The organism is Pseudomonas pharyngis (assembly GCF_021602345.1).
Taxonomy (GTDB): domain Bacteria; phylum Pseudomonadota; class Gammaproteobacteria; order Pseudomonadales; family Pseudomonadaceae; genus Aquipseudomonas; species Aquipseudomonas pharyngis.
Genome location: NZ_BQID01000002.1, coordinates 554,261 through 574,609, shown reverse-complemented (window position 1 = coordinate 574,609; position 20,349 = coordinate 554,261). Strand labels below are relative to the sequence as shown.

The window sequence follows — 20,349 nt, the reverse complement described above, 5'->3', positions numbered from 1 at the left end:
CTGATCCAGCGACCGGAGTGGCGCCATGAGCAACACACACTGGATCAACGTACCTGAAGCGATTTACGCCCTGAGGCGTGATATTCATCGGCACCCGGAGTTGGCCTTCGAGGAGCACAGGACTGCCGACCTCATCGCCCGTGCACTTGAGTCGTGGGGGCTGACTGTGCACCGCGGGCTTGCGGGTACGGGCGTGGTGGGTATTTTGCGCTGCGGCACGAGCCCCAAGACTATCGGTTTGCGCGCGGACATGGACGCGCTGCCGGTACAGGAACTCAACCGATTCGAGCATGCTTCCGCCCACCCCGGAAAAATGCACGCCTGCGGCCATGATGGGCATTGCGCAATGTTGTTGGCGGCGGCATACGAACTTGCACGCACCCGCCAACTGGACGGCACGCTGTATTTCATTTTTCAGCCTGCCGAGGAAAGTGACGCCGGGGCCCGGCGCATGATCGAAGACGGCCTTTTCGAACTGTTCCCCATGCAGGCGGTATTCGGAATGCATAATTGGCCCGGGCTGGCGGCCGGACAGTTTGCGGTGCATGCGGGCGCGATGATGGCGTCTGACACTGAGTTTCGTATGAAGCTGATCGGCAAAGGCGGTCACGCTGCGTTGCCACATCAGTGCATTGACCCTTTGCAGCCGTTAATGCACATTGCGCAGGCTTTGCAGAGCATCATTACGCGCAATCTGGATACCCAGGATCCTGCGGTTATTTCAGTGACGCACCTGCAGGCGGGAAGCCAGGAAAGCCTTACCGTGGTTCCCGATGAAGCCTGGCTGGGCGGTACGTTCAGAGCTTTTTCCCGCGAGGCCATGCACTTGATCGAGAGGCGCATGCGGGAGATCGCCGACAGTGTCGGGCAGGCGTTCGGCTGCCGTGTGGAAACCGTGTTGAACTCGGATTATCCGCCCCTGATCAATCACCCCGGTGAGACACAGGTGTGCATCGAGGTATTACGCAAGCTGGTCGGAGAAGGGCATGTCATTACCGACGGCAAGCCGACGATGGCTGCCGAAGACTTCGCCCACATGCTCGAACATACGCCCGGTTGTTATGTGTTCATCGGCAACGGCGAGGGCGCGCATCGCGGTATCGGCCACGGCCCGGGGCCGTGTGTTCTGCACAATGCGAGCTTTGATTTCAACGACACTATTTTACCGGTCGGCGCGACGTATTGGGTTCGCCTGGCTGAAACCTGGTTGCCGGTGGGTCCCTGAAAACCTTGGCGGCGATCAAGCTGCAGCGTCGCCCAAATCAGCACTAAACCTTATCTATCTGGAGATTTTATGAAACTGGTCAAAAGCATTCGCCTGAAAGTCCTGCCCGAGCTTTACTCGATTTCCCGGCTGGACAGCAAAGATCCGATCCCCGCCTGGGCCGACGGTGACGGGTTCGTCAACATCGCGCGCTCCGCCGATGAACTGTCCATCGTCTGCCATCAGAGCCGCGTGCCCGAGGGCGTCAAAATCGACCGTGACTGGAATTGCATGCAGTTTGTCGGCCCCTTCGCGTTTGATGAGACCGGTATTGTGCTGTCAGTCGTGCGTCCTCTCACCGAAGCCGGTTTCGGTGTATTTGTCGTGTCGACGTTTGATGGCGACTTCCTGCTGCTCAAAGCCGACCGATTCGCGCAGGGGCTTGCCGTGCTCAACGAGGCGGGTCATCAAATTCTCGGCTAAACAGGCCGACCGGGCTGGCGAAAGGCTTGATAACGATACGGCCATTCAGCCGGCGGGCGCGTAGCGCTCCAGTTATTGGAGCAGCATGAGCAGATGCTGGATCATCAATAACTCTGGATGTTAGTCGGCTTACAACCCAGCCGGAATATAGTCGATGCGCTGATCTTGGCCGCCGCTGAAAAGGTCTTTAGGGATCGGAGTGTTCATCTGCTCAATTAGCGTCGATGACCCCGAACCGCCGTGGGTGCAAAGCCGAATCGGTCACGGAAGCGCACAGCAAATTGCGAGGGCGTCTGATAGCCCACGCACAGTGCTATTTGCATGACCGTCTGGGCGGAAGATTGCAGCAGCTGCAGGGCGAAGGTCATGCGTGCATCGATCAATAAGCTGCTGAACGTCGTGCCTTCTTCTGCCAGCCTGCGCCGCAGCGTGGCCTCGCTGAGTGCAAACGCTGACGCAACAGCGTGAGCGCTCCAGTCGTTAGCCAGGTCGCTGGCGATGAGCCGTCTTACTTTAATCGCCATTGTTGGCAGCCGTGACTGTTCGAGTCGTCCGCCATTCACGCCAATCCACGCCAACAGTTCGTGTAGTCGGTGCCGGGCGATAAGGCTCGGCAGTGTGCTGTCTTCTATTGCCTCAATCGCACGTTGAAACGCTGCGGAAAAATGCACCGTATCGCGGGTAATGGGCTGGGCGTATTGAATGACCGCCAAATGCGCATCGGCTTCGGCGGTGGCTTCGATCAACGTCTCGTCCCACACCAGCCAGTGGGCTCGGTAGCTGCCGTCCTGCGCCAACCTGTTGGTGATATCCAGGGATTGGCCACCCGCCACCGCAATCGCTTCTCCTGGCTGGATGACGTACTCGCCACCCGCCCACCGCACGCTTTTAGAACCCCGCTCCACGTAGATCAAGAGGGGGTTCTCAATATACAAACGCTTGAACTCCAGGTTTTCCTGCTGAAGTACGATGCCTGCCGTACCGACGCCAGGCCGATGAGTGATGCGCAGCGCGTCGTAAGCGTTTGTCGGTGACATCAGCGGCCGCCTTGTGCCGTGAGCGTGGCTTTGCCAAGCGAACTGCCGGGCAGCATGAAACCCAGCATTGCGGGTGTGACGGCCGGCGGCAATGTCACCTTATCGACGTTCATAGCGTATACGGTGACCACGTAATTGTGCGTCTGCCCTGCTGGAGGGCAGGCGCCGAGATAGCCTGGCATACCACTGTCACCGCGAATCTGCAGTGTACCTGCGGGCAATTTGCCGCCTGCGCTACCCGCGCCTTCCTTCAACTCACTGACCGTTGCAGGTACGTTCGCCAACACCCAGTGCCACCAGCCGGACCCGGTTGGCGCGTCGGGATCGTACATCGTCACGACAAAGCTTTTGGTGCCTTGCGGGGCACCGCTCCAGGACAATTGCGGGGAGAGATTCTTGCCGCTGCAGCCGAATACGTTGGCGAATTGGCGTTGTTGAAAATGCCCATCCAGGATGCTGGTGCTTTGTACTGCGAACGTTTGAGCGTGTGCGCCAGTTGCGATCAGCGACAGCGCTAGAACGCCTGCGGCTAACAATGATTTATGCATACCGATTTCCTCTTGGGTTGGAGAGGAGAGTGTGGGGCGCAAGCGGCACTAAGACTGTTTGCTATCGCTCGATTTTCATCGCCATCCAGTCAATTTGACTGAGTCGAACGCCCCGTCATTTCGGGAGTGACGCGCAGGCCTTCAATCAGTAGGGCAGAGGTGGTCTGGATGTGTTGCTTCAGCAGTTCGCTGGCCTTGGAGGCATCTTTGGCCAGAGCCGCCTCGAATAGCGCTTGGTGTTCATGACCGATATCCCTTTGTTCGGCAGCGATGGCGATTGACATTGCGCGGTAGCGCGCCGTCTGCTCGAACAACATCGAGCGAATTCGCAAGAGCCAGGTGTTCGGGCAAGCACCAACCAGGGCCTCATGAAACGCCACATGCGCTGACGTCCAAGCATCAGCGTGATCGCCATCGTGGGGCTCTTCAAGCCGTGAAAGGCGGTGATGAGCCGAGACCAATGTCGCCTCCCAGGCAAGATTGCTGTGTTCCAGAGAATGGCGCAGGCAGCTCGTTTCTATCTCAATGCGGGCCAATGTGAGGTCATTCAGATCGGCCAGCGAAATGGCACAAATGCGAAAGCCTTTTTGTGGCTCTGCCAACACCAAGTCTTCGGCGACCAGTCGTGACAAAGCTTCCCTCACTGCTCCGGCGCTAGCCTGGTAGCGCTCGGCCAAAGCCTTCAGGTTGACTCGGTCTCCGGGGCGCAAAACGCAGGATAAGACATCTTTGCGCAGACGCTCATAGGTGGCCTGGGTGAGGCTTTGAGCGGAGCGTTCAAGCATGGAAGAATTCCTTTAATGAAAATATATTATGTTGCAGGAAATATATTTTATGCCATAGGATAAATTTGTTCAAACGGGCCTGCCTGATCTCTGTCGCGCCGGCTTCCTTAGCCTGAATATCGCCCGCGATTTCGTGGCTTTACCTGAGTTAATAGACAACATTCGAGGTAGGTATGAAGCTGTGTCGTTTTGGGCCGCAGGGGCAGGAGCGCCCTGGTGTGATAGATGCAGCAGGCCGCGTGCGCGATCTTTCTGCACATGTCACCGACATCAATGCGACGGTGCTTGCGCCGTCGGCGCTGGCTGAATTGTCGAAGCTTGATGTCGCACAGTTACCGCTGGTCGAGGAGGGGATTCGTTATGGCGTCCCTGTCGCCCAGGTGCGCAAATTCATCGCAATCGGCCTTAATTATCGCGATCATGCCGAAGAGGCTGGCATGTCGATTCCTGTCGAGCCGATCATCTTTCATAAGGCGATCAGCTGCCTGAACGGCCCTGATGATGACATCCTGCAACCGCGTGACGCTTCCCGAATGGACTGGGAGCTGGAACTGGGCGTGGTGATTGGCAGTGAAGCCAAGTACGTGTCCGAAGCCGAGGCGCTGAACTACGTTGCAGGCTATTGCGTGGTGAACGATGTGTCGGAACGGGCATTTCAGATGCAAAGCTCACAATGGGACAAGGGCAAAGGCTGTGACACGTTCGGCCCGGTCGGGCCTTGGCTGGTGACGCGGGATGAGGTACCTGACCCGCAAAATCTGGACATGTGGCTGGAGGTCAATGGTGAGCGACGCCAGACCGGGAACTCGAAAACCATGATTTTTTCCGTTGCGCAAATCGTGGCGTATTGCAGCCGTTACATGACATTGCAGCCGGGCGATGTGATCTGTACGGGTACGCCACCGGGTGTGGGGATGGGCATGAAGCCGCTGCCGCAATGGCTGTCACCGGGTGATGAAATACACCTGTGGATTGACGGCCTCGGCGAACAACGGCAAAAGGTCGTGTCGGCTGTTTGAACCCGATATTCACGTACGTGGCGTGCACGTCGATGGGACTATCGGCGTGCGGATGCTTAGAGCGTGAACTGCTTGGTTAAATGATTCAGATCGGTAGCCAGCTTCGTCAGCTCAGCGGTGGCAATCGCCGTCTGACTTGATCCTTCCGATGCTTCGCTGGACAAATCCCGAATACTGACGAGGTTGCGATCCACTTCGCGCGCGACTTGGGCCTGTTCCTCTGCCGCGGTGGCAATCATCAGGTTTCGCTCGTTGATTTGACTCAACGAGTCGGTGATCTCGCCGAGCACCTTACCTGCTCTATTGGCCATTTCGAGTGTCTGCCTGGCTTGGAGGCTTGTTTGACTCATCGATGTCACCGCGTTGCCTGTGCCTGCCTGGATTGAATCGACCATGTGCTCAATTTCCTGTGTGGATTTTTGAGTGCGATGGGCCAAGGCTCTGACTTCATCAGCGACGACCGCAAAGCCACGACCGGCTTCGCCGGCACGCGCAGCTTCAATGGCCGCATTCAAGGCCAATAAATTGGTCTGCTCTGCAATCCCTCGGATGACATCCAGCACCTTGCTTATATCGGTTGCCATGGTTGCCAAGGCTTGCACTTCACCTGAGGTGCTTTGGACGTTGGAGACCATGAGGTTGATGGCCGCGACCGTTTCGTTAACCTGGTTACGACCTGCGATAGCGGCTGAGCTCGATTGTGAGGTCAGCTCGGAGGTGGACGCGGCATTGCCTGCTACTTCTTCCACGGCTGCGCTCATTTCAGTGACTGCGGTGGCGGCCATTTCAATTTCATGATTTTGACGTTGAATGGTCCGCGAAGCCCCCTCCGTCACGGCATGCATTTCTTCGGAGGTCGCGGCTAACTGGGTGGAGGAATCCCCTATCAGTGCCAGGGCATCACGTAAGTTTGACTGCATCGCGGCGATTGCTTTTACCAGTTGTGCCGCCTCGTCAGAACCTATCGCATTGAAGACTTGGCTCAGATCATTCGCAGCAATACGGCGGGCAATCACCAAAGATTCATTAATAGGCACCGTCAGACTTCGGGTGTAAAGCCAAGCCAAGAGTAACGAAGCGGCCACCGAAACAACCAAGAAAACGCCTACCATTATTTGGGTTTGCTGATAAATATCATCAGCATCCCGGCCCGCTTTTTTGGCTTTGTTTTCGTTAACGCTGATGAGATTGTTCAGTGATGCTTCGACACGATCGGCGGCATCTTTCATCAGCCCATTTGAGATAGACACGGCTGTTTCCAACTGCTGCGCGGCCACGGCGGCGAGATACTGATCCTGTGCTTTTGAATAGTCACTTTTGGTTTCACGCAGGCGTTCAAACGCTTCGCGACCTTGAGGCGTGACAATCAGTGCTGTTAAAGACTGCAAGTATTGATCGATGACTTGCTGCGATTGTTGGATGTCGCTGAGCGCCTTGGTCTTGCGCTCCTGAGGCTCGATCGGATTGCGCACCCGAGCATTGTTGCCTCTGATGGCTATGAATTCCCGGTCTAGTTGGCCCAGCAGTTTTACGCTGGGCAAGACGTTGGTTTCAACGTACTTTTCGGCGGTCTTCAATAACTCGGCTTGCCTTAAGGCGAGTAATCCCATCGCGATGATTATCAGGCAGAAGAATCCGAAACACAGAGCTGAGCGGGGCGCGAGGTTCAGTTTTCGCAGGAGCATACGATGTCCTTAAGTTGAGAGTGTCCATCCGTGAAGTTAGTATCGACGATAGATAGGAATACTTGAGCTTTGGGGGGGGTTAAAAAGTCTACCGTTCAGTTGGTTGATGATATCGATAGGAGGGTAGGGCATAGGGTGATGTTTAAAACGAAAGTTCGGGAGCGAAAGGTCGTGTCTAATCTTTAAAACACAGAATAAACGCGCCTGACAGAGTAGGCGCGTTTTGACTGGTCGTCAGCTTCAAATCGCCGTGGTGAGATAGCCCCCATCAACGGGCAGAATCACGCCATTTACAAACGACGCCGCATCCGATGCTAAAAACGCAATCACCTTGGCGACCTCTTCGGCACTACCAAATCGCTTCATAGGGGTGCGTGACAGTAGACGGTCAATCCTCGGTTGATCATCGATTTTCGCCAGCAATGGTGTGATGATCCAGCCCGGTGCTACCGCGTTGACGCGAATGTGATCCGGAGCGTACGCCTCGGCCAGCGATTTGGTGATCTGTACGACAGCTCCTTTGGCGGCTGAGTAGGCCACGAGTTTGCCGCCGCCGAAATAAGAGAACATCGATGCAATGTTGATTATCGAACCACCTTGCCTGGCGAGCAACGGATGCGCCAGGTTGATAAGACGGTAGACAGCGTTGAGTTGCACCGACAACACCTGGTTGAAGGCGTCCCACTCCATCTCCTTTTCGCCCAGTGTGCCACCCGCAGCCGGTACCAGAATATCCAGGCGGTCCAGGCTTTGGATCACGCCTTTGAGCGCATCATCGTCGGTGACGTTAACTTCGCGAAGATCGAGCTCAACCCCGTCGGCGACGATTGTCGCGTCGGCGCCCAAGCCGATAGCGACGACCCTGGCGCCATGCCGCGCCAGATACTCGGCGGTCGCTTGGCCAATCCCGGACGTCCCGCCGCTGACGAGCGCGACCTTGCCTTCAAACAGAGTGCTGCTGAACATAGTCATCGTTACCTCATGGAGTCAGTTAAACGTTTTATTCAAGGCACCGGCTTACAGACCCAGTACCGAACCCACATCCAGCACCACCAGCAGGCCAACCACGAAACCGTTGTTGCTCAATTGCGTCGCGCCCGGGTTGTAGAAGTTGTCCGGGTTGATGATGTACTGGATGCTCGGTTCGATCGCCAGGTTGCGGGTCAAGGCAAAATGGCCGTTGGCTTCCACGGCGTAGACATTGCGCTCACCCAATTCAGGATCGCCACCGGCCGCCGTGCGCAGGCGTTGTTGGAACTGCAACTGATGGTCGTTGACTTGCAGGTAGCTGGCTTTGAGATTGAGCTTGTCCTGCGCCCGATCAAAGGGGGCAAGGTAGGTCAGCCCGGCTTCGGCGAAATGGCTGAAGGGTTGTTTATCGTCAGCCGCCGCCGACAGCGAGCCGAATACCTGAACGCCTTGCTGCCCGCCGCGCCATAGCGTCTGGCGGAACTTGAAGAAGCCGCCGGCCGTGCCGTGGTCGCTGGCACCCGTCAATGGGTCGACCTGATTGGACGAGTTGAAGTACGCATTCAGTTCGTACTGGGTGGTGTCATCGCCCGGCTTGCTGCCAATGCCCAGCAGAAAGCTGGTGCCACTCGCGTCGTCAGTGCTGAAGTCCAGGCCTTTGCGCTTTTTCAGGTAATCCACCGGGTTGGATTCGAACGCACCCGCGTGCACGTAAAAACGCGGGTTCACTTGATACTTCAGGTAGCCACCCCAGGCGCCGAAGGGCGGCGGCAACATGCCACTTGAAGCGTCCAGGATCGGGTCGGTGCAGGTGACGCCCGTTTCGCAGTTATAGATGTAGAAGTACCGTCGGCCATTGGTCCGTCCGACGTGCAGGTCGAGCTGACCGTCGAGCCATTTTTGCTCGTAGGTCAACACGCTTAACTGATTGCTGGCGATGTCATTGTGCAAGGGCGCACCGCCAAAATAGCTGCCGACGGCACCTTGCCATTTGTTCCCGGTCGGTTGGCCGGTACCGTTATCGAGGATAAAGACGGTTTGTTCGAAATGCAGGGCTGCGCCGTCCAGGCCACTGAGCGTGGCGAGGTTAACGTCTGCGCCGATGTACAGGTCACCGCTGTTGCCGAAGCTGTAGGGGCGCGGGCCGGTGTCGAGGTTTTTCATCGACAGGCTCGTGAATTGCACATGGGGCTGGATGCCATAGTCGGCCAAATGCTCGCCCAGGCCGGCCAGTGGACCTTCTCGGTCCAGTGCCCAGGCTTGGGGATAGGTAAACACCAGGAACAAAAACGCGCACAAACGAAGAGTAGGGGGCATGGTCGGGGACTCATTTTATTGTTGTTGTGATGAGCAAATGGAGCAGCGTGGCGGTCTTGGATCACGCACGCTGTGTGCAGGCTTGCATTGATCGGCGTTGCAGCACGGAAGGCGCGGTTTCTTTGAGCAGCAGGGACAGCCCTGCTGCCAGCAAGGCGCCGCCGCAGGAGATCCACATCACAATCGACAACCCGAACTGATCGGCGGCGAACCCGGCGACGGTCGGCGCCACGAACCCTCCCACCAGTTCGCCAATGCCCATGATCATGCCCAGTGCCGTAGCCATGACCTCGCGCGGGACGGTTTCGGCCGGAATGGTGGACATGAACAGCGTGAAGCAGCCAAGCCCAGTGAAGGTGAGCACCATCAGCACGCCGAGTATCATCGGCGATGGGGCAAATAGCAGGGCTATCGGGCAGCAGGCAGCAACCAGTGAGAACAGCACCAGCGTCGGACGGCGGCCGAGACGGTCGGAGATGCTGGGCACCACAAACCCCCACACAACCCATGCCGCACCCAGGCAACTCATGATCGTGCCCATGCTCGGCGCGCTGTAACCGCGGACGCTGACCAGAAACGTCGGGGTAAAGGAGATCAGGATCACGAACCAGGTTAAAAACACGCAACTGATCAAGGTGCACAGCACGATGTTGCGGCTTTTAAGCAGTGCCAGCCGATGCCCGGTGAGTTTGACGTTACTCATCGCAGCCTGACGAGGTTCATCCTGACGCACGTAACGCCAGATGAACCATGCAATCAGCAATCCTGGCAGCAGCGACACAATGAACGCATGTCGCCAGCCATAAGCCTCGGCCAGGGCAATCAACACCGGAGGGCCGATCACTGCGCCCAACAGACCCGCTGCCGAGCCTTGCAGCAAGCCCATGTTCAGGCCCCGTCGGTGCGGCGATGATGCTTCGACCATCATCGACTGGGACAACGGCAGTATGGGGCCCTCGGCCAACCCCATGATGGCGCGAAACAGCAACAGGCTGAGGAAGCCCGAGACCAATCCTGAGAGGGCCGAGCACAGGGAAAAGAGGATGACCGCCGCAATCAGCAGCGGCTTGCGCACCCCCCGACGATCTGACCACGCGCCGACCAGCGTGCCGGAAATCGCCCAGGCCAAGGCCAGCACCGAAGACAACATGCCAAGGTGGCTGTTGCTCAGTTGCAGGTCTTTAGCCATGTACGGAAACAGGAAGGACAGGGCCAAACGGTCGAAAAACACAAAACCAAACGTCAGGAACAACACGCAGAGCAGTACATTTTCATAACTGGCTTTATTATTTTTGTGAGCCATGACGGTTCTCCGCAGCACGGGATTTAACGGAATAGACGGTCCACTGCATCAGCGCCCAATCCGACCTTTTCGTAGTGTTCACGGCACAAGGCGATGTAGGAGTGCACGTCGAAGTAGCCGGTGGACTCGCCTTGCTCGTCGAGCCAGATCAGCGGCCCCTTGACGATGAAGAAAACGCGCATGGGTTCTTCGTGCTCATAGGCCACCAAGGTGTGACCCTCGCCGGGCGTCTCATAAACAAAGTCGCCAGCCGTGGCGGTCCACTCATGTTCCAGGTAGCCCCACTTGCCTGAAAGCGTATAGGCGAACACTTCGTGCGGGTGGTAGTGGCGATTGACCAGGCCTGCGCGGCTGGACATCAAGATGTCGCACCAGCGGTTTTCGCTCGGGGAGATCCACAAGGGGCGTGAAGATACGGTCTCGGTGAAGGGCACGTAGAGCCGCAAATCATCACTGGCGGCATTTGGCAGGTAAACCTCAGGCTTGGCGTCGGGCTTGAAGCAGTTCGCGATCGGCTGCAGGTCTTTCCAAAATTCGTTGCGGGCTAATTCGGGCATGTTGGGCCTCTGATTGTTGGAATACAGAGGGCACTCTAGGGTGAAAGGAACTCTACGGTTTGATCGAAACTGACGTCATTGTTGTCTGAATCGGACGGATATTTTCAGTTCATCGGTTACCGGGGTTTTGTATCGGCTACGGATTGACAGCATGTCTGGGTCGGCGGTTAATGGGGCGCTGCAGGCCCCGGAATCCGTCTGGTGAGGGACCGAGCAGTCAATAAAAATGAGAATAACAAAAATGATCCGATCCGCCGCCTTGCTTGATACCCAACGTGCCAGTACCGATGACCTTCCGCTGGATCAGCGCGTGGTATTCTGGGAGCAGTACAACGCATCGACACTGGTTGGTCTGAAGTGTTCGTCCTTCAGTGAAACCGGGTTCAGCGCCCGTGAAGACAACCTGAGCCTTGACCGGCTCCGGGTCGCCCATATTGTCGGTAACCAACACGTTATCGAGCGTGATGGCTCAATGATTCGCACCGTGCCCAAAGAGTCGGTGTTCGTATCGCTGGTCATGGGCAGTGCGTCGTTTTTCTTTCAGAACGGCAACTGCCATCTGCTGGAGCCGGGCGAGATGATGGTGTATCGCACCGACAAGCCCTACCTGTTCGGCTTCTCCGCTTCGATGCACAAGTTTATCTTCGATATCCCCCAGGACGTGTTTGCATCCCGCTGCCTGCGCCGCTTTGATCACGCCGTGAAGATCAGCGCCCACACCGGCACACAGCGTTTACTGTTAAGGACATTGAGTGAGCGCACCGGCGGTTTTTTCGAGCAGCCGCTCAGCCAAGGGGCAGACAGCTATCAAGAGGATGCCCTTGAACTGCTGGGGACTATCATTGCGGGTCAGATGGGCAATCGCCGGATCAACGCACTCAGTGCGTCCTACTTGTTGGTCGCCAAGCAATGCATCCTCGAGCAACTGTCCGATCCTGCATTGAGTTGTGAGCGGGTGGCTCTTCAAACCGGCGTCTCCACACGACACCTGGCCAGGCTATTTGCGCTGGAAGACACACAACCCCATCGTTTTATTCTGGAAAAGCGCTTACAGGGAGCGTTCCGTCTGCTGAGCCAGACGGACAGCCGCGGACTGGACATTGCTGAAGTCGCCTATCGCCAAGGGTTCACCAGCCAGGCGCATTTCGCCAGGGCGTTCAAGGCGCACTATGGACGCACGCCCAGCGACGTGCGCGCATCGTCGGTCGGCGTATAGCGTCTGCGCTTCGGCCGTCACTCTCGATTACGCGAAACGAGGCCGTGATCCAGTGCGTATTTCGCCAGGGCTGCCGGTTTGTCGATGTTGAGTTTGCGACGAATACTGAGCCGATGGGTTTCAACGGTGCGAACGCTGATATCCAGGTCGCGGGCCATCTCTTTGTTGTTCATGCCTTGAACCATCTTGTACAAAACCTCGCTCTCACGAGGTGTCAGTTCTTTGTCGGTGTCCTTGTCGGCGATGAGCTTTTGCGCGATGTCCGCACTGTAAAAGGTGCCGTCACTGGCGATGGCTTCAATGGCCGCGATGATTTCCCTGGACGGGGAGTTTTTCAGTACGTAACCACTGGCACCACTGCGAATGGATTCACTCACGTACTCGAAATTATCGTACATGCTGAGTATCAGGATCTTGAGAAAGGGCGAATGCTGTTTGAGCCGACGGGTCAGTTCAAGGCCGTTCATATCCTTCAAGCCAATATCCACCAGCAACAGATCCGGCTGGAACTGCTCGACCATGTGGAGCGCCTCGTGACCGTTCTCGGCCTCACCGATCACCTCGACGGTATCCACAATGGCCAGCAACGATTTAATGCCGTCGCGAACCAGCGAATGGTCGTCGACCAATCCAATACGTATGCGACCTGGCACCTTCATCGACGTGTTCTTCCTGTTGAGTGGGGGAAATCAAACGGCATCTTTGCCAGGTTTTTCCATCGGTAGCAGTATGTTCAACATGGTCTTGCCTGGCGTTGAGGTCAGTTGCAGATGTCCCTCCAAGTGTTCGGCGCGCTCGCGAATATTACGCAGGCCAATGCCGTTGTGGCGGCGTAGCACTTGGAGAACGTTGAACCCGACGCCGTCATCCACAATCGTCAACCTCAATCCCTTATCCGTCGCGAGTAGCGTGATAGAAACATGCTCTGCGTGAGCGTGGCGCTCAACATTCATCAAGCCTTCCTGCAGGATCCGAAACAACGAATCTGTCGTGCCGCTCGGCATTGGGTAATCGATGCCTTGGCACTGACAACTCACCTTCAGACCGCTGCGTTGTTCAAACTCACTGGCGAGCTGACCGATGGCGGCCGGCAGCCCCAAGGTATCGAGCAGTGACGAGCGCAGGTCATGGGAGATGCTGCGCACTTCGCCAATCGCGCTACCCAGCCGTTGCGTAGCCTCCCTAAGAATCACCAGCCCCTTGCTCGACTCCGGCCCCTCAAGCACATGCCCGGCCAGCTCAAACTGGAATTTGATCGAGACCAGAAGCTGACTGATCCCGTCGTGCAACTCGCGGGAAACGCGGGCACGCTCTTCTTCCTGCAGGCTGACGATACGCCTGTTCAGGCGTTGCAGCTTTTTGTCGGCCAGGCGGTGTTCACTGACGTTGAGTGTCATGCCGCTGGCGAATACCAGCAGCACCGCGACCAACGCTACGGCGGCGATGGCCAGCATGGTTTTGCGGATGCCCAGGGCCACTTCATCGCGAGCTTGCTGAGTGGCGCGCTCGACGTCCTCCAGATAAATGCCGGTGCCGAGCATCCAGCCCCAGCGGTCCAGCATGACCACATAGGCGAGCTTATCGGTGACCTGGCCGGAGGAGGGCTTGTTCCAGGCGTAACGCTGAAAACCTTCGCCGGATCGGGCGCTTTTGAACAGAGCCTGGATGACGGGCAGCCCGTGCGGATCTTTCATCTCCCACAGATACTGCCCCACTAACTCCGACTGACGCGCATGCATCAGGCTGCGGCCTTCGCGGTCGTAAACGAAGAAGTAGCCGTTGATACCAAAGCTCAGCTTGCGCAGCTCTTCGAGTACTTGGCGCTGCGCCTGCTCGTCGCCCTCGCCGTCGTTATACAGCGGTGCGATCAGACTTTGCGCCATGGCGACGTAGTTTTTCAGTTCTGCGCGTTTGCTGGCCAGGATGCTGTCTTCAATCAGGCGCGCTTGTTGGTCACCTAACTGGTTATTCAAGGAAATAACCAGTGCGCATATAACCGCGATGGCCAACACTAACGGCAGTATCCCGAGTGCGACGATTTTATGTTTGAGTTGCATCGCGACTCCCGTGCGTCTCAGTAGAACTACGTAGACGCCTGCGTAGTAGTGCGGATGTATTTGTTATCGGTGTGCGCGGATATTAGCCACCGCCGCATAGCGGACACAATTATAAAAATTATCGTCGCAGCTCAATGGCTGTGACAGGAGACACGCAATGAACCGTCTGGCTAAACATCTCGCCTGGTTTGCCGTGGCTGTCCTGGGTGCGTTTGCGCTGAGTGTCGTGGCCTTGCGCCGCGGCGAAGCGATCAACGCGCTGTGGATCGTCGTCGCGGCAGTCGCTATCTATCTGGTTGCTTATCGTTACTACAGCCTGTTTATCGCCAACAAGGTGATGCAACTCGATCCCGGTCGCGCCACCCCTGCCGTGGTGAACAACGATGGCCTGGACTTCGTGCCGACCAATAAGCACGTACTGTTCGGTCACCACTTTGCAGCAATTGCTGGTGCAGGCCCATTGGTGGGCCCGGTACTGGCGGCACAGATGGGTTATCTGCCCGGCACGCTGTGGCTGATCGCCGGTGTGGTGCTGGCCGGTGCGGTGCAGGACTTTATGGTGTTGTTCATGTCGACACGTCGCAATGGCCGTTCGCTAGGCGACATGGTACGTGAAGAAATGGGCCGTATTCCCGGCACCATCGCCCTGTTCGGCTGTTTCCTGATCATGATCATCATCCTCGCGGTGCTGGCGCTGATCGTGGTCAAAGCCCTGGCCGAGAGCCCTTGGGGCATCTTCACGGTAATGGCGACCATCCCAATTGCGATGTTCATGGGCATCTACATGCGCTATATCCGCCCGGGTCGCATCGGTGAAATCTCTGTCATCGGCGTGGCATTGCTGCTGGGTTCAATCTGGCTGGGCGGGCAGATTGCCGCTGATCCGGTCTGGGCCAAGGCCTTTACCTTCACCGGCATCCAAATTACCTGGATGCTGATAGGTTACGGCTTCGTTGCCGCAGTGCTGCCGGTGTGGTTGATCCTGGCGCCGCGTGACTACCTGTCGACGTTCCTGAAGATCGGCACCATTGTGGCGTTGGCAATCGGCATCTTGGTTACGATGCCTGATTTGAAAATGCCAGCGTTGACGCAGTTTACCGATGGTACTGGCCCAGTTTGGAAGGGCGGCCTGTTCCCGTTCCTGTTTATCACTATCGCGTGTGGTGCGGTCTCCGGTTTTCATGCGCTGATTGCCTCGGGCACCACGCCCAAGTTGCTTGCCAGCGAAGGTCACGCCCGTTACATCGGCTACGGCGCCATGTTGATGGAGTCGTTCGTGGCGATCATGGCGATGGTTGCGGCATCGGTCATCGAGCCTGGCGTTTATTTCGCCATGAACAGTCCGGCCGCCGTCGTGGGTGCTGATGCGGTAACCGTCGCGCAAACCATTAGCAGTTGGGGCTTTGCGATCACGCCGGAAGCATTGCAGGCGGTCGCCCATGACATCGGTGAAACCACGATTCTTGCCAGAGCCGGCGGCGCGCCGACGTTGGCTGTTGGCATCGCGCAGATCCTTCACCAACTGTTGCCGGGTGAAAACACCATGGCGTTCTGGTACCACTTTGCGATCCTGTTCGAAGCACTGTTCATCCTGACCGCCGTCGACGCGGGCACCCGTGCCGGTCGCTTTATGCTGCAAGACCTGCTGGGTTCCTTCGTGCCGGCGCTCAAACGTACCGAGTCCTGGACCGCTAACCTGATCGCAACGGCCGGTTGTGTGGCGATGTGGGGTTACCTGCTGTACCAAGGTGTGATCGACCCACTGGGTGGCATCAACACCTTGTGGCCGCTGTTCGGTATCTCCAACCAAATGCTGGCGGGTATCGCGCTGATGCTGGCGACGGTTGTGCTGATCAAAATGAAGCGCCAACGCTATATCTGGGTGACCATGCTGCCAGCGGTGTGGCTGCTGATCTGCACCACTACGGCGGGCTTCATCAAGTTGTTCGACGCCAACCCCGCGATCGGCTTCCTGGCCCTGGCCAGAAAATACAGCGATGCGGTTGCCAATGGGCAGGTACTGGCACCGGCTAAAAGCCTGGATCAGATGCAGCACGTGATCTACAACGCTTATACCAACGCGACGTTGACCGCGCTGTTCCTGGCGGTGGTGTTCAGTATCCTGTTCTTTGCACTCAAGGTAGGTATTGCTGCATGGGGCACGAAGGAACGCACCGACAGGGAAGCGCCTTATCAGCCAGTGCCGGATGCATGAGGGGAGCGCGCGATGTTCAATGACCTGAGCCGTCTGGGTAAATATCTGGGTCAGGCCGCACGACTGATGGTCGGCATGCCTGATTACGATACTTATGTGGAACACATGCAGACCAAACACCCGCACAAACCGCTGATGGATTACGAGACGTTCTTTCGGGAGCGCCAACAAGCCCGCTACGGCGGCGGTAACGGCCAGCCGCGCTGTTGCTGACAATAGGTAAACCCATAACGCCCGATGCTTGCATCGGGCGTTATGCATGAGGGCTGTGCACTGTCAACTCAGGGATGACTGATTTATGATGGCCGATTGATAAAATCTGGATGCTTCATCATGAGTACACGTTCCGATCTTCTGAGCAGCGCCGAAATCCTGTTGCGTACCAAGGGCTATGCAGCCTTCAGCTACGCCGACCTGGCTGAGGATATCGGCATTAAAAAGGCGAGTATCCATCACCATTTTCCCACCAAGGAAGGCCTTGCGATTGCCATCGTCGAGAGCTATCTGTTTCGCTTCAAAAAACAATTGGAGCAGGTAAATGACGAAAACACGGAAATTGTCGAGCGCCTGAACGCATTTGCCCAGATGTTCGCCCAGAGCAGTGAAAACGGATTGTTACCGTTGTGCGGCGCACTGGCTGCGGAGCTGTTGGCATTACCGGTCAGGCTCAAGGAAATGACCCGAGGCTTTTTCGAGATCCATCTTGAATGGCTTCAAGCCAATGTCGTGCTGGGCCAGGCGAGAGGGGAGATTAAGGCCGAGCTCAATGCAATGCACGTTGCTCGGCTCATCCTCAATACATTGGAAGGGGGCAGTTTTGTTTCCTGGGCAATGAGCGACGCTTATGAGCAGTCCACCGGGTTCGATTTGATTTTGAATGGGCTACGTGCAGACACCATGCGTCATTAAAAACTATTGCATTGCACGCCCGTCACCTCATAAACGCCTCGAATAATCGAGGCGTTTTTTTTGCATTTTTTGAGCGGTTTATGGGGTTTTTATAAAATAGCTTGATTAGCTACCTACTACTTGGTAGAGTTGCTTCTCTTTCGGGCCAAACGCCCGGTCCATCCAGAGAGGATTAAGCAGATGAGCAACAACCTGAACGGTATCGACGTCGCCGCACTCCAGCAGTTTGCACAAGGTGTAGCTGAGGATGCGACCAAGCGCCATGCAAGTTTCAACGTCAAGACTGAGTGGAAAGGCCAGACGCGTTCTGTCGCCAAAGTGAACCGCTACAGCCTGGCAGGTGAGACCCACTCGCGTAATTTTGAAATTGCCGCCGATGAGCCCAACGAATTGCTCGGCCAGAACTCTGCACCAAACCCGCAAGAACTGCTGATGGCTGCTCTCAACGCCTGCATGTCAGTCGGTTACGCCGCCAATGCCGCGATGATGGGCATCAAGATCCATAGCCTGGAAATCGAGACAGACGGCACCCTCGATCTGCGTGGCTTCCTGGGCATCGACGAGAGCGTCAACCCAGGCTACGACGAAGTGAGCGTGGTGGTGCGCCTGCACACCGACGCCTCCCGTGAGCGTGTTGAAGAGTTGCACAAAGTTGTGCTGAAAACCTCGGTCAACTACGCCAACTTCTCGCGAGCCATCCGTATGGTCCCTACTCTGGAAGTGCGTGAGGGCTGATTCGCCCACGGCAAATTGATTCAATCCTTGTGTGCACCAGCGGCCAACTGCCCTGGTGCCGACCCTAAATAGTTCTGGATAACCGGAGTCTGAAATGAACAACTTTTTTAAAGGCAAGAAGCTGTTGGTCGTTGGCGGCACCAGTGGCATGGGCTTGGAAACGGCCCGCATGGTGCTCAAGGCCGGCGGCAGCGTGGTACTCACCGGCAGCAAGCAAGACAAGGCCGATGCCGTCCGCAAAGAGCTGAGCCCGCTTGGCTCTGTGTCGGTGATCGTTGCTAACCTGATGACTGAAGCGGGCATGAACGCAGTTCGCTCGGAAATCAACGCCAACCACACCGATATCAGCCTGATGGTGAACTCAGCCGGGATCTTCATTCCTAAGGCTTTCACCGAGCACGATGAGGCCGAGTACGACATGTACCTGTCGATCAACCGTGCGACCTTTTTCATCACCCAGGCCGTGGTCAAGAACATGCTTGCGGCCAAGCGCGAAGGTGCCATCGTCAACGTCGGCTCCATCGGCGCACAGGCTGCACTGGCAAATTCGCCGGCTTCCGCTTACTCCATGGCCAAGGCGGGTCTGCATGCGATGACACGTAACCTGGCAATTGAATTGGCTCACTCGGGTATCCGCGTGAACGCCGTTTCGCCAGGCATCGTCCACACCTCGATCTACGAAGGGTTCATGGACAAGGACGCGATCCCGGAGGCGATGAAGTCGCTGAACGATTTCCACCCACTGGGCCGCGTCGGTGTTCCCGAAGATGTCGCTAACACGATCCTGTTCCTGCTCTCGGACAAAACGTCCTGGGTGACGGGTGCTATTTGGGACGTGGATGCCGGCATCATGGCCGTTCGTGCCTGACCATAGCGGCAAGCAAAGCGTGTGAAGCTCCCATTGCGGGAGTTTCACGCCTTTACCGATGAACGGTGAAGGCGGCTGAAGGCTGGCTACAGGAGTCTTAAATGTCCATCACGACCAAAGCTGCGCTACTCAATGCCGCAGAAACGCATATGCGTTCCAAAGGCTATTCAGCATTCAGCTACGCCGATCTTGCGATGCAAATTGGCATCAGAAAAGCCAGTATCCATCATCACTTCCCGACCAAGGAGTGCCTGGGCGCGGAGTTGATCAAGGACTATATCGCTCGCTTCAATGAGACTCTGGCATCAATCGAAGCCATACATGCCGATCCGCTGCAGCGCCTGCGTGCGTTCTCCCGGCTTTTCGTTATCAGCGCCAATGACGGGCTGTTACCGCTATGCGGTGCGCTGGCAGCAGAAATGGCGGCGTTGCCATTGTCGCTGCAAGGGCTGACTCGGGACTTCTTTGAATCCCAGCTTGACTGGCTGCAAAGCACGCTCAATGACGCGGCTCAGCAGCACAGCTGGTCGTTGAACAAGCCTGTGCAAGTGTACGCCTTCATGTTGCTGAGCACGTTGGAAGGCGCAAGCCTTATCAACTGGACATTGGGCCGATCAGCCGACCCGTTGGCTGGCTTCGACCATTTGCTTGACACGCTGGCCGGGTCTCAATTTCTTTGAATACAGGATAAATGATGCAAACCCCTTCGAAAAAATATGTAGTCGATATCTGGTCTGATTATGTGTGCCCCTGGTGCTGGATTGCCAAGCGTCGATTCGAGAAAGCGCTTGATCAGTTTGCCGAGAAAGACCAGGTACAGATCAACATCAGAGCGTATCGCCTGGCGGCAAACCACGCGCCAGAGCCGATGATTGCGGCGCTTAAACGCAAGCTTGGTAATCCCAGTTCGGTTGAGGCGATGATCAGCACGGTGAGTCAATATGGTCGGGCCGACGGCTTGGACTACCGCTTTGACACCATGCTGTTTGGCGATACCACGCAGGCCCACGTACTGGTCAAGGCCGTCACAGACGCCGATGTGAAAAAACACCTGGTGGAAGCGCTGTACGAGCAAAGCACCACTCACGGGCAATCACTGTTTGATCAAGGCAGCCTGGAAGCCATTGCTCGGGCAGCCGGTGTATCGGATGAGTCGTTCCGACTGGCGGAGTCATCCGTTGAGCTGCGTGTGGAGATGGAAGAGGACGAGCAAATCGCCGCGCAACTGGGTTCAGGCGTTCCGATGTTTGTCTTCAATAATGCGTTCTCGTTATCGGGGGCTCAGCCTGAGGCCGCGTTTCTCGAGGCGCTGAATAAAATGCAGACAAAGGCCGGAGTCAACGATGACGCGTTCATTGGCCAGGTCTGCGGGATCGATGGTTGCAAAATTTGATTGGCAATGGTCATGCGGCCCTTAAACCGACCGCCTGCCCATCGCCTTA

The 20,349-nt window shown here is 56.7% G+C and carries 21 protein-coding genes; 11 read left to right on the top strand and 10 right to left on the bottom strand.

Annotated features, from left to right (window positions below):
• The first annotated feature begins 25 nt into the window (after window positions 1–25).
• Both L6D74_RS06115 and L6D74_RS06110 read left to right on the top strand, forming a co-directional pair.
• The gene (locus L6D74_RS06115) at window positions 26–1,225 is read left to right on the top strand and encodes a M20 aminoacylase family protein (protein ID WP_152746382.1); all 1,200 of its coding nucleotides are present in this window, start codon (window positions 26–28) and stop codon (window positions 1,223–1,225) included.
• Between the two features lie 69 nt (window positions 1,226–1,294).
• Window positions 1,295–1,687: an ACT domain-containing protein gene (locus tag L6D74_RS06110; protein ID WP_236184493.1), complete on the top strand. Its 393-nt coding sequence runs from the start codon at window positions 1,295–1,297 to the stop codon at window positions 1,685–1,687.
• Between the two features lie 215 nt (window positions 1,688–1,902).
• On the opposite strand, the gene L6D74_RS06105 is transcribed toward L6D74_RS06110, so the two are convergent.
• The 3 genes from L6D74_RS06105 to L6D74_RS06095 all read right to left on the bottom strand — a co-directional run bounded on the left by L6D74_RS06105 (window position 1,903) and on the right by L6D74_RS06095 (window position 4,057).
• Entirely contained in the window at window positions 1,903–2,724 is an 822-nt protein-coding gene (locus L6D74_RS06105) for a helix-turn-helix transcriptional regulator (protein ID WP_236188225.1), read from the bottom strand.
• Window positions 2,724–3,272, bottom strand: a complete 549-nt coding sequence (locus tag L6D74_RS06100) for a YbhB/YbcL family Raf kinase inhibitor-like protein (RefSeq protein ID WP_236188223.1) — start codon at window positions 3,270–3,272, stop codon at window positions 2,724–2,726. Before L6D74_RS06100 ends, L6D74_RS06105 begins: the two co-directional genes overlap by 1 nt.
• An 89-nt stretch (window positions 3,273–3,361) precedes the next feature.
• The gene (locus L6D74_RS06095; RefSeq protein ID WP_236188216.1) at window positions 3,362–4,057 is read right to left on the bottom strand and encodes a GntR family transcriptional regulator; all 696 of its coding nucleotides are present in this window, start codon (window positions 4,055–4,057) and stop codon (window positions 3,362–3,364) included.
• Between the two features lie 173 nt (window positions 4,058–4,230).
• Between L6D74_RS06095 and L6D74_RS06090 the strand changes: the two genes are divergently transcribed.
• A complete protein-coding gene (locus tag L6D74_RS06090; RefSeq protein WP_236188211.1) occupies window positions 4,231–5,076 on the top strand; it encodes a fumarylacetoacetate hydrolase family protein in 846 nt (281 codons plus the stop codon).
• 56 nt (window positions 5,077–5,132) lie between these two features.
• Here the strand turns inward: L6D74_RS06090 and L6D74_RS06085 are convergent, their stop codons facing one another.
• From L6D74_RS06085 to L6D74_RS06065, 5 genes are all read right to left on the bottom strand, one after another.
• Window positions 5,133–6,761 carry a methyl-accepting chemotaxis protein gene (locus L6D74_RS06085; protein ID WP_236188210.1) on the bottom strand — a complete coding sequence of 543 codons (1,629 nt, stop codon included), beginning with the start codon at window positions 6,759–6,761 and terminating at the stop codon, window positions 5,133–5,135.
• A gap of 240 nt (window positions 6,762–7,001) precedes the next feature.
• Entirely contained in the window at window positions 7,002–7,733 is a 732-nt protein-coding gene (locus L6D74_RS06080) for an SDR family NAD(P)-dependent oxidoreductase (RefSeq protein WP_236184476.1), read from the bottom strand.
• A 45-nt stretch (window positions 7,734–7,778) separates the two neighbouring features.
• Window positions 7,779–9,047: a carbohydrate porin gene (locus tag L6D74_RS06075; protein WP_236188208.1), complete on the bottom strand. Its 1,269-nt coding sequence runs from the start codon at window positions 9,045–9,047 to the stop codon at window positions 7,779–7,781.
• Between the two features lie 61 nt (window positions 9,048–9,108).
• The gene (locus tag L6D74_RS06070) at window positions 9,109–10,350 is read right to left on the bottom strand and encodes an MFS transporter (protein WP_236188199.1); all 1,242 of its coding nucleotides are present in this window, start codon (window positions 10,348–10,350) and stop codon (window positions 9,109–9,111) included.
• Between the two features lie 23 nt (window positions 10,351–10,373).
• Window positions 10,374–10,907 (bottom strand): 2,4'-dihydroxyacetophenone dioxygenase family protein, encoded by a 534-nt coding sequence (locus L6D74_RS06065; protein ID WP_154973797.1) that lies wholly within the window; start codon window positions 10,905–10,907, stop codon window positions 10,374–10,376.
• A 244-nt stretch (window positions 10,908–11,151) separates the two neighbouring features.
• On the opposite strand from L6D74_RS06065, the gene L6D74_RS06060 reads away from it, so the two are divergent.
• Complete coding sequence (locus L6D74_RS06060; protein ID WP_236188426.1) at window positions 11,152–12,123, top strand: helix-turn-helix domain-containing protein; 972 nt, start codon at window positions 11,152–11,154, stop codon at window positions 12,121–12,123.
• Between the two features lie 17 nt (window positions 12,124–12,140).
• On the opposite strand, the gene L6D74_RS06055 is transcribed toward L6D74_RS06060, so the two are convergent.
• Window positions 12,141–12,782, bottom strand: a complete 642-nt coding sequence (locus tag L6D74_RS06055; RefSeq protein ID WP_236188196.1) for a response regulator — start codon at window positions 12,780–12,782, stop codon at window positions 12,141–12,143.
• 30 nt (window positions 12,783–12,812) lie between these two features.
• Window positions 12,813–14,180 (bottom strand): cache domain-containing protein, encoded by a 1,368-nt coding sequence (locus L6D74_RS06050; RefSeq protein ID WP_236188194.1) that lies wholly within the window; start codon window positions 14,178–14,180, stop codon window positions 12,813–12,815.
• A gap of 157 nt (window positions 14,181–14,337) precedes the next feature.
• Here L6D74_RS06050 and L6D74_RS06045 point away from each other — a divergent pair, with 157 nt between their 5' ends.
• From L6D74_RS06045 to L6D74_RS06015, 7 genes are all read left to right on the top strand, one after another.
• Window positions 14,338–16,395 carry a carbon starvation CstA family protein gene (locus L6D74_RS06045; RefSeq protein WP_236188187.1) on the top strand — a complete coding sequence of 686 codons (2,058 nt, stop codon included), beginning with the start codon at window positions 14,338–14,340 and terminating at the stop codon, window positions 16,393–16,395.
• Between the two features lie 12 nt (window positions 16,396–16,407).
• Window positions 16,408–16,608, top strand: a complete 201-nt coding sequence (locus L6D74_RS06040; protein WP_069787685.1) for a YbdD/YjiX family protein — start codon at window positions 16,408–16,410, stop codon at window positions 16,606–16,608.
• Window positions 16,609–16,728: 120 nt separating this feature from the next.
• A complete protein-coding gene (locus L6D74_RS06035) occupies window positions 16,729–17,304 on the top strand; it encodes a TetR/AcrR family transcriptional regulator (RefSeq protein ID WP_069787684.1) in 576 nt (191 codons plus the stop codon).
• A gap of 180 nt (window positions 17,305–17,484) precedes the next feature.
• Window positions 17,485–18,039, top strand: coding sequence for an OsmC family protein (locus L6D74_RS06030; protein ID WP_069787683.1), 555 nt, complete (start codon window positions 17,485–17,487; stop codon window positions 18,037–18,039).
• Window positions 18,040–18,133: 94 nt separating this feature from the next.
• Window positions 18,134–18,907, top strand: coding sequence for an SDR family NAD(P)-dependent oxidoreductase (locus L6D74_RS06025; RefSeq protein ID WP_236184469.1), 774 nt, complete (start codon window positions 18,134–18,136; stop codon window positions 18,905–18,907).
• Between the two features lie 101 nt (window positions 18,908–19,008).
• Window positions 19,009–19,587 carry a TetR/AcrR family transcriptional regulator gene (locus L6D74_RS06020; RefSeq protein WP_236188185.1) on the top strand — a complete coding sequence of 193 codons (579 nt, stop codon included), beginning with the start codon at window positions 19,009–19,011 and terminating at the stop codon, window positions 19,585–19,587.
• Window positions 19,588–19,601: 14 nt separating this feature from the next.
• The gene (locus L6D74_RS06015) at window positions 19,602–20,300 is read left to right on the top strand and encodes a DsbA family oxidoreductase (RefSeq protein WP_236188181.1); all 699 of its coding nucleotides are present in this window, start codon (window positions 19,602–19,604) and stop codon (window positions 20,298–20,300) included.
• The last annotated feature ends 49 nt before the right edge of the window (window positions 20,301–20,349 follow it).